This is a genomic window from Pseudomonas sp. NPDC047961 (assembly GCF_050272435.1).
Taxonomy (GTDB): Bacteria; Pseudomonadota; Gammaproteobacteria; order Pseudomonadales; family Pseudomonadaceae; genus Stutzerimonas.
The window spans coordinates 564,757-580,101 of record NZ_JBNNMD010000003.1 but is presented as its reverse complement, the minus strand read 5'-3'; the positions used below and the strand labels follow the sequence as shown (position 1 = coordinate 580,101).

At 60.7% G+C, this 15,345-nt stretch carries 14 protein-coding genes; 7 read left to right on the top strand and 7 right to left on the bottom strand.

What is annotated here, in order from left to right; all coding sequences use genetic code 11:
• Positions 1–10: 10 nt before the first annotated feature.
• The 4 genes from ACQKIK_RS13485 to ACQKIK_RS13470 form a co-directional block, all read right to left on the bottom strand.
• Positions 11–1,234, bottom strand: a complete 1,224-nt coding sequence (locus ACQKIK_RS13485; protein ID WP_045425179.1) for an MFS transporter — start codon at positions 1,232–1,234, stop codon at positions 11–13.
• 177 nt (positions 1,235–1,411) lie between these two features.
• On the bottom strand, positions 1,412–2,143 hold the full coding sequence (locus ACQKIK_RS13480) for a substrate-binding periplasmic protein (protein WP_063880475.1): 732 nt from the start codon (positions 2,141–2,143) through the stop codon (positions 1,412–1,414).
• A gap of 176 nt (positions 2,144–2,319) precedes the next feature.
• Positions 2,320–3,309 (bottom strand): aldo/keto reductase, encoded by a 990-nt coding sequence (locus ACQKIK_RS13475; protein WP_045425181.1) that lies wholly within the window; start codon positions 3,307–3,309, stop codon positions 2,320–2,322.
• A gap of 134 nt (positions 3,310–3,443) precedes the next feature.
• On the bottom strand, positions 3,444–3,977 hold the full coding sequence (locus ACQKIK_RS13470) for an ankyrin repeat domain-containing protein (RefSeq protein WP_045431646.1): 534 nt from the start codon (positions 3,975–3,977) through the stop codon (positions 3,444–3,446).
• Between the two features lie 187 nt (positions 3,978–4,164).
• Between ACQKIK_RS13470 and ACQKIK_RS13465 the strand changes: the two genes are divergently transcribed.
• A complete protein-coding gene (locus tag ACQKIK_RS13465) occupies positions 4,165–4,377 on the top strand; it encodes a DUF3820 family protein (RefSeq protein WP_045425182.1) in 213 nt (70 codons plus the stop codon).
• A gap of 1 nt (position 4,378) precedes the next feature.
• Here ACQKIK_RS13465 and ACQKIK_RS13460 read toward each other — a convergent pair whose 3' ends face one another.
• A complete protein-coding gene (locus ACQKIK_RS13460) occupies positions 4,379–4,909 on the bottom strand; it encodes a hypothetical protein (protein WP_045425183.1) in 531 nt (176 codons plus the stop codon).
• 271 nt (positions 4,910–5,180) lie between these two features.
• Here ACQKIK_RS13460 and ACQKIK_RS13455 point away from each other — a divergent pair, with 271 nt between their 5' ends.
• The 3 genes from ACQKIK_RS13455 to ACQKIK_RS13445 all read left to right on the top strand — a co-directional run bounded on the left by ACQKIK_RS13455 (position 5,181) and on the right by ACQKIK_RS13445 (position 9,065).
• On the top strand, positions 5,181–6,302 hold the full coding sequence (locus ACQKIK_RS13455) for a beta-ketoacyl-ACP synthase III (protein ID WP_045425184.1): 1,122 nt from the start codon (positions 5,181–5,183) through the stop codon (positions 6,300–6,302).
• Between the two features lie 242 nt (positions 6,303–6,544).
• Complete coding sequence (locus ACQKIK_RS13450; RefSeq protein ID WP_045425185.1) at positions 6,545–7,849, top strand: OprO/OprP family phosphate-selective porin; 1,305 nt, start codon at positions 6,545–6,547, stop codon at positions 7,847–7,849.
• Between the two features lie 88 nt (positions 7,850–7,937).
• Complete coding sequence (locus tag ACQKIK_RS13445) at positions 7,938–9,065, top strand: GNAT family N-acetyltransferase (RefSeq protein ID WP_045425186.1); 1,128 nt, start codon at positions 7,938–7,940, stop codon at positions 9,063–9,065.
• Between the two features lies 1 nt (position 9,066).
• Here the strand turns inward: ACQKIK_RS13445 and metR are convergent, their stop codons facing one another.
• On the bottom strand, positions 9,067–9,993 hold the full coding sequence (gene metR, locus ACQKIK_RS13440) for a transcriptional regulator MetR (protein ID WP_045425187.1): 927 nt from the start codon (positions 9,991–9,993) through the stop codon (positions 9,067–9,069).
• 383 nt (positions 9,994–10,376) lie between these two features.
• Between metR and metE the strand changes: the two genes are divergently transcribed.
• Together metE and ybaK are read left to right on the top strand one after the other, a co-directional pair.
• Positions 10,377–12,677, top strand: coding sequence for a 5-methyltetrahydropteroyltriglutamate--homocysteine S-methyltransferase (metE, locus tag ACQKIK_RS13435; RefSeq protein ID WP_499136295.1), 2,301 nt, complete (start codon positions 10,377–10,379; stop codon positions 12,675–12,677).
• 130 nt (positions 12,678–12,807) lie between these two features.
• Positions 12,808–13,278, top strand: a complete 471-nt coding sequence (gene ybaK, locus ACQKIK_RS13430) for a Cys-tRNA(Pro) deacylase (protein WP_499136294.1) — start codon at positions 12,808–12,810, stop codon at positions 13,276–13,278.
• Positions 13,279–13,296: 18 nt separating this feature from the next.
• Here ybaK and mltF read toward each other — a convergent pair whose 3' ends face one another.
• Complete coding sequence (gene mltF, locus ACQKIK_RS13425; RefSeq protein WP_499136293.1) at positions 13,297–14,757, bottom strand: membrane-bound lytic murein transglycosylase MltF; 1,461 nt, start codon at positions 14,755–14,757, stop codon at positions 13,297–13,299.
• A gap of 274 nt (positions 14,758–15,031) precedes the next feature.
• On the opposite strand from mltF, the gene ACQKIK_RS13420 reads away from it, so the two are divergent.
• Positions 15,032–15,331 (top strand): GIY-YIG nuclease family protein, encoded by a 300-nt coding sequence (locus ACQKIK_RS13420; RefSeq protein WP_499136292.1) that lies wholly within the window; start codon positions 15,032–15,034, stop codon positions 15,329–15,331.
• Positions 15,332–15,345 lie beyond the last annotated feature (14 nt).

Sequence of the window (15,345 nt, the reverse complement as noted above, 5' to 3'; positions counted from 1 at the left end):
GGCGCGCAGCTCAATCGCAGGCGGTGGCGGCTCCCCTGGTTTCTTCGCTTCCACTGCTTGTGGTCCAGGCCCACCAGAACACCAGCAAGCCGACGGCGCCGGTAGCGGCGCCGATGTAGCCAGTCGAGGTCCAGCCAAGCCCTGCGCTGATCGCCAGTCCGCCGAGCCACGGCCCGAGGGCGTTGGCGACATTGAAGGCTGAATGGTTGGACGCAGCTCCAAGCGTCTGGGCCTCGCCCGCCACGTCCATCAGGTGGGTCTGCAGGGGCGGGCCGAGCGACACCATAGTGCCTACCGCAAACGCGGCTGGGAGGATCGTCCACAGGGAGTGTGTAGCGAGCGGGAACATCAGTAGGACCAGGATGCTCCACAGCAACAGCCAGGCAACAGCCTTGAATCCCAGCTTGTCGAACAACCAGCCGCCAAAGAGGTTGCCGACGATGCCGCCCAGACCGAAAGCGGCCAGCCCCACCGGGATCCAGTTCTCGCTGACGCCAGTGACCTCCAGCATGGTTGGTGCCAGGTAGCTGAACACGCAGAACATGCCAGCGAAACCGATCGAACTAATGGCCAGCGCCAGCCACACCGGTTTTCGATTGAAATCACGCAGTTCGCGCATCGGGTTGTTGCGCGGCTCGCTGCGGTTGAGCGGCAGGAAGATCGCCACAAGCAACACCGTCAGCAGCGCGATCATTCCGACCAGACCAAACGCCCAGCGCCAGCTGAGCCATTGCCCCAGCCAGGTGGCGGTGGGATTGCCGATCAACATGGCGATGGTGAGGCCCGCTAGCACGCGGCTGACCGCCTTGGCCCGCTGGTCAGGTGCAACCATCGAGGCGGCGACCAGCATCGCCACGCCGAAGTAGGCCCCATGGGGCAGGCCGGCGATGAAGCGGAACAGCATCAGCGAGTGGTAATCCGGTGCGATGGCGCTGGCGAAATTGCCCAGAGCGAAAAAGCCCATCAGGAGCAAAAGTAGGTGCCGGCGGAACATCCGCGAGCCGAGGATCGCCAGCAGCGGTGCGCCTACCACGACACCCAGGGCATAGGTGCTGATCACATGGCCCACTTGCGGCTCGCTGATCCCCAGGCCCTGCGCGACGTTGGGCATCAGCCCCATGATGGCGAATTCGCCCGTACCGATGGCGAACCCACCCATGGCCAGGGCCAGCTCGATCAGCAATATGGCGCGCGCCGAGAATGTCGACTTGCCTGTGGCGTTCACTTGGGTCATCGGTGCCTCAATGGGATGGGTCGATTAGCGGACACGCGCCGCTTGCGTCGAGCGGCACTGGGCTAGCGGGATTAGGGCGAATAGGTAGGCAGCGATCGTAGGTTGAAGTTCGTCTCAGGACGGAGGGGGCAGAGCGCGCTTATGACGCAACAAGGTCGAACATGCGAGGCCGAGCGGCTATCGATACTTCGCCAGGATCGCCTCGAACTCGCCGTCGTGCTGCATCTGTTGCATGACTTCAAGTATCTCTCGGGCCGGGACGTCAGTCTCATCACGCACGATGCAGTGGATGGAGGACTCCGAGAGCCGGTCGATTGCCTTTAGTCTGCGGTCTACGGGTCTGTCTCGATTGAACCAATCCAGTGCTACCTGAGTGCTGATCGCATAACGTTCACGTCCGGCAGCGAGTTTTTCCAGTACTAGGTGCTCTGTTCGTGCATCGTCGCGAATCAAGGTGCCGTCTCGAAACGATGCATCCGCCTCCGGGTAGAAGAAGCCGAGCACCGTACCGACCCGTCGGCCGCGCAGGCTGGAGAGCTTGGCTGGAGGTGTTTCAGGCCGAGCCACCAGAATGCTGCGCTGCGTCATGAACGGGACGCTCCAACGATAGCTTGCGTGGTCTACTGCCAGCCAGGCCGGGTTCATATAGCAGCTGACATCGACTGCGCCCTCGGCCAGCAGCGGCTGGATGCGCGTTCGTGACATCACCAGTTGCTCGGCTTTACGCCCGAGCTTTTCGGCGATGCGCCTGTGCAGGTCGTGAAGAATTCCGTCTGTAGGGAGACCGTTCTCTAGATGAATCATGGGCATGGTCGAGCTGTCGCTGACCGAGAATCGCAGTGGGCGCTCCGCAGCCTGCGTCAACACGGAAAAGAACAGAAGGGACACGGCAACGGACAGTGCGCGCACGGTTGGAACGATCCTTCGTCGATGACCGACCCTGTAGGGGTTAGTCCATGTTCGAGAGGGCGCGGATTATCGCGACATCGTTCCGCTTGTGTCCATTTAGTGCATGAATAATGCGAAGCGAGTCGTTTCTGGTTCTGCCTGAAGTAACGCTGCAGCTTCAGGCAGAACCACAGGCGTTACGCCTTGCGGCTAGGCGGCGCCATAAATTCCGGTCCTACCGGATCGGTGATGTGCTCGGCAAGGAGTGCATCGATGTCCGTCAGGTCCTGTGGACTCAACGACCATCCGAAGGCATCGTCGATGCCGTCCAGCTGGTCTGGTCGACGAGCGCCCCAGAGCGCAATGGTCGGGCCTTGGTCGAGCACCCAACGGATGGCGAGCGCCAGCACTGATTTGCCGTGACGGTCTTGCGCCAGCGCTTTCAATGCCTCGACTGCAGCGAGGTACTGCTCGAAGCGCGGCGACTTAAACTTCGGGTCGGACTTGCGCAAGTCGTCACCATCAAAGGTGGTGCTGCTGGTCATCCGCCCGGAAAGCAGACCGCGGCACAGGGCGCCGTAGCCGAGCACCACCAGGCCGTTATCCCGAGCGTAGGGAAGTACGTCGGCTTCGATGGCGCGCTCGAAGAGGTTATACGGTGGCTGCACGGAGGCCAGCGGCGCGGCTTTACGAAACCTATCCATCTGCTCGGTGGAATAATTGCTCACGCCGATCGCGAGGATCTTGCCTTCCTGGCGCAGCTTTTCCAACTCGGCCGCGGTTTCTTCGATGGGAACCAGCGGGTCCGGCCAATGCACCTGATACAGGTCGATGCGGTCAGTGCGCAGCCGACGCAGCGAGTCTTCGATTTCCTGGCGGATGCGAGCGGGCGTCGAATTGCGCCGCGGACCGCCTTCGCTCCAGTCCAGTGCGACCTTGGTGGCGATCACTGCCTGATCGCGCACGCCTTCTAGGGCCTTGCCTACGACCTCTTCGGAGTGACCGAAGCCGTACACCGGTGCGGTGTCGATCAGGTTGATGCCGCGTTCCAGGGCACTGCGAATGGTGGTGACGGAGCGGTCGTCATCCGCGCCGCCCCACATCCAGCCACCGATGGCCCAGGTGCCCAAGCCAATACGCGATACAGGCGTGGCGATGCCTTCGATCGATAGCGTTTCGATGCTCATGAGTGCTCCTCTGTTGGATCGGGGTCGGCCAGCTCGGCGGTTGGCCAGGTCACGGTTACTGACAGCTGCAGCCGTCCGATGTGCGGTGCGTTGGGTACAGGAGAGACGTCGTTCAGACGCTGCGAAGCTGAAACTCAGCTGCAGGCAGCAACGGCTTCGGTTAGCAGTTTGGGTGTGTCCTGGGCGCCCATGGCTTGCGCAGCGGCCAGAGGCGTCACGCCGTTCATGTCGGCCCGGCTTGGGTCTGCGCCGCGCGTCAGTAAGAGTTCGACAATTTCACTGCGATTGAACATGGCCGCCATCATCAGGGCGGTCTTGCCGTCGGGCGAGGCGCTTTCGACATCGGCACCCTGATCGAGCAGCAGTCGTGCCATTTGCAGGTTGCCCTTAAAGGCAGCGCCCGCCAGCGGACTCTGGCCCTTGTCGTTGCGCAGCTGGGGGTCGGCACCGTTCTCCAGCAGCACGCGCGAGGCGTCGAGATGGCCGTGGTAACTGGCGAGCATCAACAGGCTGTCGCCATTGTGGTTGCGAATGTTGGCGGGCAAGCCGCGACCGAGCAGATCGGTGAGGCGCTCGGCATCACCGCTGCGGGCGCTTTCGAAAACCTGAGCGGCGAACGCCAGCGCGGCGTCGTCCAGTTCGGGCTTGGGGCTCGGTTGATCCGTCATCTTGCTGTCCTCGGCTTTCAGAGTTGGGCGCAGCGGCGCAGACGCGTCGAGTTGCCATGCGGTCTGAACTGGCAGCTGCGTTTCTATCCGACCGACAGGTCGCGCAAATGTGCGAAACGGGCGCAAGGCTGCACGGCCAGATCGGCTATGGCAGTATTTGCCGCCCATCTGCCGATGAATTGCTGCAATGAAAGCTGAAGACCTCGAACGCCTGGTGACCCAGACGATGCCCTACGGCAAATACAAGGGCCGGCTGATCGCGGATCTTCCGGGCAACTACCTGAACTGGTTCGCCCGGGTCGGCTTCCCGCCCGGGGATCTGGGTCAGCTGCTGGCGCTGATGCAGGAGATCGACCACAACGGTCTGTCGCTGCTGCTCGAGCCATTGCGTCGCCGCTGATTCACGCCTGGCTTTGGGCCTGTAGCGCCGCCAGCGCGGGCGTGGCGTAGATGCCCACTTCTACTGCCAGGGCCATGACCCGCTCGATATCGCAGGTATAGACGAGTACGGCCTGCAACTCATCGTCCAGTGGCTCGCTGAAGTCCACCAGCACGTAACCGCCTTTTTCTGGGTAAAGGCTGCTGAGCTGGGTCTGGATGCGGTTGAGCGCCTTCAATGGCTCGGTCTTGGCCAATTGCTTGGGCTTGAGGATGAAATTCACGTCCGGGCCGAACGAACCGACGATCTGCTCGAACAGCGCCTGGTAGTCATCGGCCTGGAACAGCACGGTATCCGGCAGGCTGCCGACGATCATCCATTCGCCCAACGGGATGGGGAAGTCATCGTCGTAGATGATGTCCGGGTTGGCCTGCAGAAAGGCCTGAGGGTCGGCATAGGCTTGAGCCGCTTCGTCAGCGAGCCGGTTGATCTCGTCGTCGCTCATGCAGCCCGAACTGATCAGACGGATCAGTTCGGCAAGTGGGTCTTTCATCAGGGAAACATTCCTGCTGTGCGGGGAGCGCAAGGATAACCGAAAGCCTGCCCAGGCCCAGCCTGCTGCCTTCTGGGCGGCAGCGATGTCCGCCGTCGTGCCTCGATAACCTTTGGCTGCTTTTACGCGCTGAGCTGCAGATTCTGTTCGGTTTTCGTGCACAATAGCCGCCATATAAACAGACGCGGCGTGACGATCGCATCGGCGCTCGCTGGCTTCGCTCCTGTTCCGACACCCGACTACGATCAGCCAATATTCGAGAGGAACGACTGTGCATAACGTCGTCATCAGCGGTACCGGCCTTTACACCCCTGCCCAGAGCATTTCCAACGACGAGCTGGTTGAGTCTTTCAACACCTACTCACGTCGTTTCAACGACGAGAACGCTGCGGCGATCGAAGCGGGTGATGTTCAGCCGATGCCGGAGTCGAGCTCTGCGTTCATCGAGAAGGCGTCCGGCATCAAGAGTCGCTTCGTCACTGACAAGGCCGGCATCCTCGATCCGGATCGCATGGTTCCGCGCATTCCTGAGCGCAGCAATGACCAGTGGTCCATCCTCTGCGAAATGTCGGTCAAGGCCGCTCAGCAGGCGCTTGAGCGCGCAGGTAAAACCGCAGCCGATATCGACGGTGTGATCGTTGCCTGCTCCAACCTGCAGCGCGCTTATCCGGCGATTGCCATCGAAGTGCAGGCGGCGCTGGGTATCAAGGGTTTCGGTTTCGACATGAACGTGGCCTGTTCCTCGGCCACCTTCGGTATTCAGAATGCCGCCAACTCGGTGCGATTGGGCCAGGCGCGTGCGGTGCTGATGGTCAATCCGGAGATCTGCACCGGGCACATGAACTTCCGCGACCGCGACAGCCATTTTATCTTCGGCGACGCCTGCACGGCGGTCATCGTCGAGCGCGCCGATCAGGCCACCTCGGGCTATCAGTGGGACATCGTTAGCACCAAGCTGGCGACTGAGTATTCCAACAATATCCGCAATAACTTCGGTTTCCTCAATCGCACCGCCGAGGAATACATGACCAACCCGGACAAGCTGTTCGTTCAGGAAGGCCGCAAGGTGTTCAAGGAAGTCTGCCCGATGGTGGCCGAGCTGATTGGCGAGCACCTGAAGGAAAACGGGATCGAGGTCAGCGAGGTCAAGCGCTTCTGGCTGCACCAGGCGAACTTGAACATGAACCATCTGATCGTACGCAAGTTGCTCGGTCGTGATGCTAGCTCGGAAGAGGCGCCCGTTATTCTCGACACCTATGCCAACACCAGTTCGGCAGGTTCGGTCATTGCCTTCCATAAGCATCAGGATGACCTGTCCAGCGGCAGCCTCGGCGTGCTCAGCTCGTTCGGTGCGGGCTACTCAATTGGCAGCGTGATCCTGCGTAAACGTTGAGTTGCGTTAACACCTAAAGGCGGACTTCGGTCCGCCTTTTTTGTACCTCGCCGCTGCATACAGAGAGGATCCGGCTGCCGCCTTGAGAATTTGGCGATAAAGACGAATATTTTAAGTTCCCACTGTCATAAAACCTTTATGGAATAGCCACTTGGCTGACACACGTGCTGGCCAAGATGCCGGCAACACAAAGAGCCATTAGCCGTGTGTTTTCCGACGCTAAACCAAAAGGGGAATTTTCGATGATCCGTAAGCACTTCGCCGGTTTCGCCGCCAGCGCCCTCGCTCTGGCCGTTTCCGCCCAGGCTTTCGCCGGCACCGTTACGACTGACGGCGCCGATATCATGATCAAGACCAAGGGTGGTCTGGAAGTAGGGACGACGGACAAGGAGTTCTCTTTCAAGATCAACGGTCGTCTGCAAGCTGATGCTGACAGCTTTGATGGTTTCTACACCCAGAACGGTGAGCGTGCTGACGAGACCTATTTCCGCCGGGCACGTATCGAGATATCGGGTGTGGCCTTTACCGACTGGGGTTATACGTTCAACCGCAACTTCGGCGACAGCTCGAGCAACTGGAATGAACTGGCGATCCACTACAACGGTTGGAAGCCCGTCCAACTATCGATAGGCCGCATCAACCCGACTTTCGGTCTGGAAGAAGCGGTCAGTTCCAAATGGATCACTGCGATCGAGCGGTCGGCCATGTATGACCTGGCGCCCTGGCTGAATAGCCATGAAGATGGCGAAGGCATCCGACTGCGCGCAACAGCAGGCATGTTCCATGGTGAAGTCGGCGGATACCGCCAGAGCGGAAACGAGGATGAGGATGGCCAGAACAACACCTCTTTCATCGCTCGCGGTGTGGTCGCGCCGATCGTTCAAGATGACCAGGTGCTGCACTTCGGTCTGAATTTCGCTACACGTGAGGTCGAAGCGGGCTTTGAAGAAGAAATCGAATCGCGCCTGTCGGTCCGCGGCACCACCGAAGACGGTCCGAATGGTAACCGCGCGTTGTTTGGTGGCGCCGCGCTGGATGGCACTGACCAGGCCTGGGGCCTCGAAGCGGCGTACATGATCGGCCCGTTCTCCGTCCAGGGCGAGTACCTCACCCGCAACGCGGATGGCGACGCTGCCCTGAACGGCAATGACAACGATCTGGAAGCTACCGGCTACAACGTCCAGCTCGCCTACACACTTACCGGTGAGTCACGCAGCTACAAGCTTGATGGCGGCAAGTTCGACAAGATCAAGCCCGAGAACAAGCAACTCGGCGCGTGGGAGGTCTTCTACCGTTACGACAACATCACGGTTGACGAAACGGCCATGTTGCCGGTTGGTGAAGGTGGCGCCGTGCCTGTGGCCGGCTTGACGGTCGACAGTGCCGAGGCCGCCGCGAAGACTCACACCATCGGCGTCAACTGGTATGCCAACGAGGCGGTAAAGATCTCCGCCAACTACCTGAAGACCAGTGTGGATGACGTGGTCAACGCCAATGGCGACGACGACGGCGACGCCATTTCCCTGCGCGCCCAATACGTCTTCTAAGCAACACCGCTACGCTCGCGATGCTCCTTATAAAGCCCCATGTTCTTGGGGCTTTTTTTCGTCCCGGTTACAGGCCAGACTGGCGCGCATGCCTATTCAGACCCTGTCCCGCCTCGCTGATATCGATCCCGCTCGTTGGGATGCATTGCTTGTCGATAACCCTCAGCCGTTTCTAAGGCACGCTTTCCTGTCCGCTTTGGAAGACAGCGGCAGCGTCGGGGGCCGCACCGGTTGGCGTCCGCATCATCAAGTCCTCAGTGATGCGCAGGGTGACGTGATCGCCGCGCTACCGCTGTACCGCAAGACCAACTCCAACGGCGAGTACGTGTTTGATTGGGCTTGGGCCGACGCCTGTCATCGCGCCGGCATCGACTACTACCCCAAGCTGCTCTGCGCGGTGCCGTTCTCTCCAGTGACCGGCGCAAGGCTACTCGGTGATCGCGAGGCGGCGGGGCGGTTGCTTGATCAGCTCACGGCCGAGCTTGACGCGCAAGGGCATTCCAGCCTGCACGTTAACTTCACCGAGCCGGACGCCGACGCCGTGTTGCACGTGCGCGAAGGCTGGCTGGAGCGCATCGGTTGTCAGTTTCATTGGCACAACCGCGGCTACCGTGATTTCCAGGATTTTCTTGACGCGCTGACGTCGCGCAAACGCAAGCAGCTGCGAAAAGAGCGCGAGCAGGTGGTGGGGCAGGGGATCGAATTCGAGTGGCGCGAAGGTCACAAGGTCAGCGAGGCAGAGTGGGATTTCGTTTATGCCTGTTACGCCAATACCTACCATGTTCGCGGTCAGGCGCCGTATCTGACTCGCAGCTTTTTCAGCCTGCTGGCCGAGCGGATGCCCGAGGCGATCCGGGTGGTGCTTGCCTGCCAGAGCGGCCGGCCGGTGGCCATGGCGTTTAGTCTGATTGGTGCTGGCGAGCTGTATGGTCGCTACTGGGGCAGCTTGGCAGACTTCGACCGCCTGCATTTCGAAACCTGCTTTTACCAAGGGATCGATCAGGCGATTGCTGCTGGCCTGTCACGCTTCGATGCCGGAGCACAGGGCGAGCACAAGCTGATACGCGGCTTCGAGCCGGTGATCACGCGCTCCTGGCACTACCTGGAGCATCCGGGGCTGCGTGCTGCGGTCAGCGAGTTCCTACAGCAGGAACGTCTAGGTGTGATGCGCTATGCCGAGGCCGCGCGCGATGCGCTGCCGTATCGGCAGGAGTGAGCTATTTCGTCTTCGGTGCGGCGCTGACCCCTTCGAGCGTCGAAAACGAGGTGTCCTTGGCGGTCAGCAGGAAATCGCGCATGAACGGCGAATCCAGCATGTCAGCGCGTATGCCCGCATAGAGCGTGGCAAACAGGCCTTTCTCGCCAAGTCGTTTGGCAGTGACGTAACCGCGCGTGCTGTATTCATGCAACGCCCAGTTAGGCACGCAGCACACGCCGCGACCGGAGGCCACCAACTGCATCATCATCACGGTGAGTTCCGAGGTACGAACCTGCGCGGGTTCGATGTCGGCCGGCTCGAGGAAACGGGTAAAGATGTCCAAACGATCACGTTCCACCGGATAGGTGATCAGGGTTTCGCTGGCCAGGTCTTCGGCGCGTACGAACGGGCGGGATGCCAGGGCGTGCTGGTTGGCGACGGCGAGCAGCGCTTCGTAGGTAAACAGCGGCACATAGGTGATGCCCGGCAGCTCGATCGGGTCGGACGTCACCACCAGATCCAGATCACCGCGCGCCAGGGCCGGCAGCGGTGCGAAGGAAAACCCCGAAGCCAGGTCCAGCTCGACTTCCGGCCAGGCATCGCGGAACTGATCGATGGTCGGCATCAGCCACTGAAAGCAGCTGTGACACTCGATCGCCATATGCAAACGGCCCGCGGTGCCGCCTGCCAGTCGGGCCAGGTCGCGCTCGGCACTGCGCAGCTGTGGCAGCAAGCTGTCGGCCAATTGCAACAGGCGCAAACCCGCACTGGTGAAACGCACAGGACGCGTCTTGCGCACGAACAGCTGCAGGCCCAAGCGTTCTTCCAGTTCCTTGAACTGATGGGACAGTGCTGACTGGGTCAGATGCAGCCGCTCGGCGGCCTCCACCAGGCTGTCGGTTTCGCGCAGTGCGTGAAGAGTTTTCAGGTGGCGGATTTCCAGCATGCTGACTTCCTGCTGTTTTCGATGGCGAGACCTAGGTTTCGAGAGGACGTCAGATCAACCAAAGCACGGTGACTTGAGCAATCCTCATCGCGGCGGCGAAGTGTGTCCCAGCGCGCCGATCATTGTCGACATCTCGAATGAATCTTCGCAGGGCAATGAGCATGCATCGGGTGCTGACAGAGCCATTCAACAACCTGCAGGTTTTAGCTGGGAGTGAGACGGCGCGTAGCGACTGCTTATCGCGTCTCGATGTCCAGTTGGACAGAGGCGTAGCGGTTAGGACATGAATATATCTAAAGATGATCTAGAATTGCGTGAGTTTGTTTCATTTATCTCGGGCCGTCACAATTCGCTCATCGAAAACGAACGAATTGGAGATTGTCATGGCTGTTGCGCATTCCCTGGGCTTCCCACGCATTGGTGCCGACCGAGAATTGAAAAAGGCGCTCGAAGCGTACTGGAAGGGTGACCTCAGCGAGGCCGAGCTGCGCCGGGTCGGTAGGGAGTTGCGCGCGGCCCATTGGCAGCTGCAGGCGGATGCTGGCATTGAACTGCTGCCTGCCGGCGATTTCGCCTGGTATGACCAGGTGCTGACCCAGTCGCTGATGTTTGGCGTTGTGCCTGAGCGCTTTCGTCCGGCCGACGGTCAACTGACCCTGGATACCTTGTTCGCCATGGCGCGTGGCGTAACTAACCAGTGCTGCGGCGGTGGGCAAGCGCAGGAAATGACTAAATGGTTTGATACCAACTATCACTACCTGGTCCCCGAATTCAGCGTTGATCAGTCCTTTGAGCTGTCGTGGACGCAGTTGTTCGAGGAAGTGGAAGAGGCCAGGGCCCTTGGCCACGCGGTCAAGCCGGTGCTGATCGGGCCGTTGACCTATCTCTGGCTGGGGAAGGCCAAGGGGGAAGCGTTCGACAAGCTGGAGCTGCTCGAGCGACTGCTTCCGGTCTACGGGGAAGTGCTGGAGCGGCTCGCCGCGCAGGGAGTGGAGTGGGTGCAGATCGATGAGCCGATTCTGGTGCTCGATTTGCCGCAAGACTGGAAGAACGCCTTCGAGCGAGCCTACAACCTGTTGCAGCGCGCTCCATTGAAGAAGCTGGTCGCAACCTATTTTGGCGGATTGGAAGACAACCTTGGCTTGGCCGCAGCGTTGCCGGTCGATGGCCTGCATATCGACCTGGTGCGTGCACCGGATCAGTACCCGGTCATCCTTGATCGACTGCCGGCATACAAAATCCTCTCTCTGGGCATCGTCAACGGACGAAACGTCTGGCGGTGCGATCTGGATAAAGCCTTGAACGTGCTTCGTCACGCTGCCGAGCGGTTGGGCGAGCGACTCTGGGTCGCGCCGTCCTGTTCGTTGCTGCACGCACCGGTAGACCTTGCGCGGGAGGACCAACTGGATGCTGAGCTGCGTAGCTGGCTGGCATTTGCCGTGCAGAAATGCGCGGAGGTTGCCGTGCTGACGCGAGCGGTCAATCAACCAGACGATGCCCAAGTACAGGCCGCGTTACAACAAAGCCGCGAGGTTCAGGCGAGCCGCGTCGAGTCTCCACGGATCCACAAGCCCGCAGTGCAGGCGCGGTTGGCTGCGATCAAACCCAGGCACAGCCAGCGGCAATCCGCTTTCGAAAGCCGCATCGAGAAGCAGCGCGCTCGGCTGGATCTGCCGGCATTCCCGACGACCACCATCGGCTCGTTCCCGCAGACTCCGGCGATCCGTTTGGCGCGTCAGGCGTTCAAGCAGGGCAAGTTGGCCCTGACCGACTATACCGAGGCGATGCACGCCGAGATTCGTCACGCAATTGCCGTACAGGAGCAATTGGGTCTGGATGTGTTGGTACACGGTGAGGCCGAGCGTAACGACATGGTCGAGTATTTCGCCGAACAGCTCGACGGTTATGCCTTTACCCGCTTCGGCTGGGTGCAGAGCTATGGCTCGCGTTGCGTGAAACCGGCGGTGATCTACGGTGATCTGAGCCGTCCGGCGGCTATGACGGTGGAGTGGATTCGCTACGCGCAACAGCAGACCCGCAAGGTCATGAAGGGCATGCTGACCGGCCCGGTAACCATGTTGATGTGGTCGTTTACTCGCGAGGATGTCAGCCGTGAGCAACAGGCGCGGCAGCTGGCGCTAGCGATCCGGGACGAGGTCTGTGATCTCGAAGCGGCGGGCATCAAAATCGTCCAGATCGACGAAGCGGCATTCCGCGAAGGTCTGCCGTTGCGGCGCGCCCAGTGGGGGCACTATCTCGATTGGGCGGTCGATGCGTTCCGTCTGTGTGCCAGCGGTGTGCGCGACGAAACGCAGATCCACACGCACATGTGCTACAGCGAATTCAACGATGTGATCGAGGCGATTGCCGCGATGGATGCCGACGTTATCACCATCGAGACCTCCCGCTCGCAAATGGAGCTGCTGGAAGCGTTCCGCGTCTTCGACTACCCCAACGACATCGGTCCCGGCGTCTACGACATCCACTCGCCGCGCGTCCCGGACACGGCTGAAATGGTCCAGTTGCTGCAGAAGGCCGCCGAGCGAATCCCGGCCGAGCGGCTCTGGGTCAACCCGGATTGCGGCCTGAAAACCCGCGGCTGGGCGGAAACCGAGGCAGCTCTGGTCAACATGGTCGCTGCCGCCCGCCAGTTACGGGCGGCGTACCGGACCAAGGTTGCCTGACCGGTTGTCTGCTGGCGTGGCGGGCCGATCTGTCGACCCGGCCGCGACGCAACAGCAACGGCCCGCACATTGTGCGGGCCGTTGTGTTTTTGGCTAATGTAGCGACCTTTCCTCGACGATTCTTTTCGCCATGACGCCCGCTATCGATCTGCTGAAAAAGGCCAAGGCCGACTACCGCATCCACAGCTACGAACACGATCCCAAATCGGCATCCTATGGTCTTGAAGCCGCTGAGAAGCTCGGCCTTGAACCGGCGAGGGTGTTCAAAACACTACTCGCCTGCAGCGAAAAGAATGAGCTTCTGGTGGCTGTCGTGCCGGTTGCTGGTTCGCTTGACCTCAAGGCGCTGGCGCAGGCGGCCAAGGTGAAGAAGGTCGACATGGCAGATCCCATGGCGGCGCAACGCGCGACCGGCTATCTGGTCGGTGGCATCAGTCCGCTGGGGCAGAAGAAGCGGCTACGCACGTTTATTGACGTGTCGGCGCAGGCGCAACCGAGCATCTATGTCAGCGCCGGGCGGCGAGGGCTGGAGGTGGAGTTGGCGGCTGAGGTGCTGGCCGAGCATACCGCAGGCAGCTTCGCCTCTATCGGAAGAGGCTGAGGCTTAGGGCCGGAAGGATCAGAGCGGCGGAAGAATTTCACCGAGTTCGGTGGAGTTGATGCCGGGAACGTGGATCTCGTTGTTCACCAGTTGCTGGCCTTCCATTTGCGGCTGAGTCACCCAGGTGAGGATGTCGTAATAGCGGCGGATGTTGGCCACGAAATGCACCGGCTCGCCTCCGCGTGCGTATCCGTAGCGCGTCTTGGTATACCACTGCTTCTGCGCCAGCCTTGGCAACATCTGTTTCACGTCCAGCCACTTGTTCGGGTTCAGGCCCTCGCTTTCGGCCAGTTTGCGCGCATCTTCCAAGTGGCCGCCACCGACGTTGTACGCGGCTAGGGCGAACCAGGTACGGTCCGGCTCCTCGATGCTGTCAGGCAGGTTGGCATGCACCTTGGCGATGTATTTTCCACCGCCGCGAATGCTTTGGACGGGGTCGAGACGATTGTTCACGCCCATGGCCTTGGCGGTATTGAGGGTCAGCATCATCAGCCCCCGCACGCCGGTTTTAGAGGTCGCTTCGGGCTGCCAGTGGGATTCCTGATAACCGATGGCGGCAAGCAGACGCCAGTCGACGCCGTGCTCCTTGGCCGTTTCGCGGAATACCTTTTCATAGCGCGGCAGACGTTGCTGCAGGTGCTTGGCAAAGGCATAGGCGCCAACGTAGCCGAGCACGTCGACGTGACCGTAATAGCGTTCTCTCAGGCGCTGCAGTGTTCCGTTCTCCTGTGCCTGGGTGAGGAACTGGTTGGCCGCTTCGAGCACGCTGTTGTCTTCGCCCTTGCCAACGATCCATGCCAGGCTGCTTTGCTCACCGAGATCGAATGCCGCTCGCGCATTGGTGAAGTAGACCTGATTCAGCGCCAGCTCATTGGACTCGACCAACGTCAGATCTACCTGGCCCTCATCGACCATACGCAGCAAATCGACCACCTCAACTGCATCCGATTCCTCATAGCGAAGATCGGGAAATTCGCTCTGTAGCGCCTTGAGTTTCTCGGCTTGGCTGCTGCCCTTGAGCACCAGAATGCGTTTACCGACCAGGTCTTCGGGTTGGGTAGGGCGGCGCTGACCCCGGCGATAGACGACCTGAGTGGTGACATCCAGGTAGGGCTGGGTGAAGCGCGCGAAGTCCTTGCGTCCTTTGCTTGCTACTAGGCCGGCCGCCGCCAAGGTTGGACCACCAGGACGATTCAGGCGGGTGAAGATTTCTTCGATGCTGTCGGCGGTCTCGATCTGCAGCTTGACGCCGAGATGGCTGGCGAAGCGCTTGACCAGCTCATACTCGAAGCCGGCTTCGCCGTTGCGATCCTGGAAATAGGTGGAAGGGCTGTTGCGGGTGATCACGCGCAGAACGCCTTCCTCCTTTATTCGCTCGAGTGCGCTGGGCGGTTCAGCGCAGCTGCTGAGCATCAGGAAGAGTCCGGCCGCCAGCAACCAGGAGGTGCAGCGAGTGCGGAATGCAGTTTGGGCAAACATCGGCGCAGTATACGCAAAGGCGAACCGCCACCATATCTCGACAGGATCGACGGACTTTGCTAGGCGAAACGGCGAACCCTTGCAGCCACTGCTACCCGCGGCTTGGCTGCCGGTCGCTCGCTGACGACAACTGTGTCGGAACATTGCGGCAGCGTTCAAACGCGACGGATTCGAGACCACGCTGCACACTTTCGGCTTTTCGGTCGGCAAGAGCAGTCTTGCCCTGGCAGGCGCGGCCCGGGAAAATCCAACCGTCTTCTCGAGAGCCTGCTACATGAGCATCGCTGCTAGCAAACCCTGGTTCGTCTATCTGGTACGCGCCGCCAACGGCTCGCTTTATTGCGGGATCAGTGACGATGTACAGCGCCGCTTTGCCGCTCACCAAAGTGGGCGAGGGGCGCGGTTCTTCCATTCCAGCCCGGCGGTGGCACTGGTCTATGTCGAGACGCTTGGCAGCAAGAGCGACGCGTTGCGGCGTGAGCGCGCCATTAAGCAAATGAAAAAATCGGCCAAGGAGGCGCTGGTTTCGGTGCAGTCCGGCAGTGGCCCGGTGAATGTCCAGGCAATCAGCTGAACGGGTAGGCTGCC

Bases quoted from the DNA above. Each gene is read 5' to 3' on its own strand.
- metR (WP_045425187.1), bottom strand. From the start codon at position 9,993: ATGCTGGAAATCCGCCACCTGAAAACTCTTCACGCACTGCGCGAAACC.
- ACQKIK_RS13470 (WP_045431646.1), bottom strand. From the start codon at position 3,977: ATGACGGATCAACCGAGCCCCAAGCCCGAACTGGACGACGCCGCGCTG.
- ACQKIK_RS13475 (WP_045425181.1), bottom strand. From the start codon at position 3,309: ATGAGCATCGAAACGCTATCGATCGAAGGCATCGCCACGCCTGTATCG.
- mltF (WP_499136293.1), bottom strand. From the start codon at position 14,757: ATGTTTGCCCAAACTGCATTCCGCACTCGCTGCACCTCCTGGTTGCTG.
- ACQKIK_RS13445 (WP_045425186.1), top strand. From the start codon at position 7,938: ATGCCTATTCAGACCCTGTCCCGCCTCGCTGATATCGATCCCGCTCGT.
- ybaK (WP_499136294.1), top strand. From the start codon at position 12,808: ATGACGCCCGCTATCGATCTGCTGAAAAAGGCCAAGGCCGACTACCGC.
- ACQKIK_RS13420 (WP_499136292.1), top strand. From the start codon at position 15,032: ATGAGCATCGCTGCTAGCAAACCCTGGTTCGTCTATCTGGTACGCGCC.
- ACQKIK_RS13450 (WP_045425185.1), top strand. From the start codon at position 6,545: ATGATCCGTAAGCACTTCGCCGGTTTCGCCGCCAGCGCCCTCGCTCTG.
- ACQKIK_RS13460 (WP_045425183.1), bottom strand. From the start codon at position 4,909: ATGAAAGACCCACTTGCCGAACTGATCCGTCTGATCAGTTCGGGCTGC.
- ACQKIK_RS13465 (WP_045425182.1), top strand. From the start codon at position 4,165: ATGAAAGCTGAAGACCTCGAACGCCTGGTGACCCAGACGATGCCCTAC.
- ACQKIK_RS13485 (WP_045425179.1), bottom strand. From the start codon at position 1,234: ATGACCCAAGTGAACGCCACAGGCAAGTCGACATTCTCGGCGCGCGCC.
- metE (WP_499136295.1), top strand. From the start codon at position 10,377: ATGGCTGTTGCGCATTCCCTGGGCTTCCCACGCATTGGTGCCGACCGA.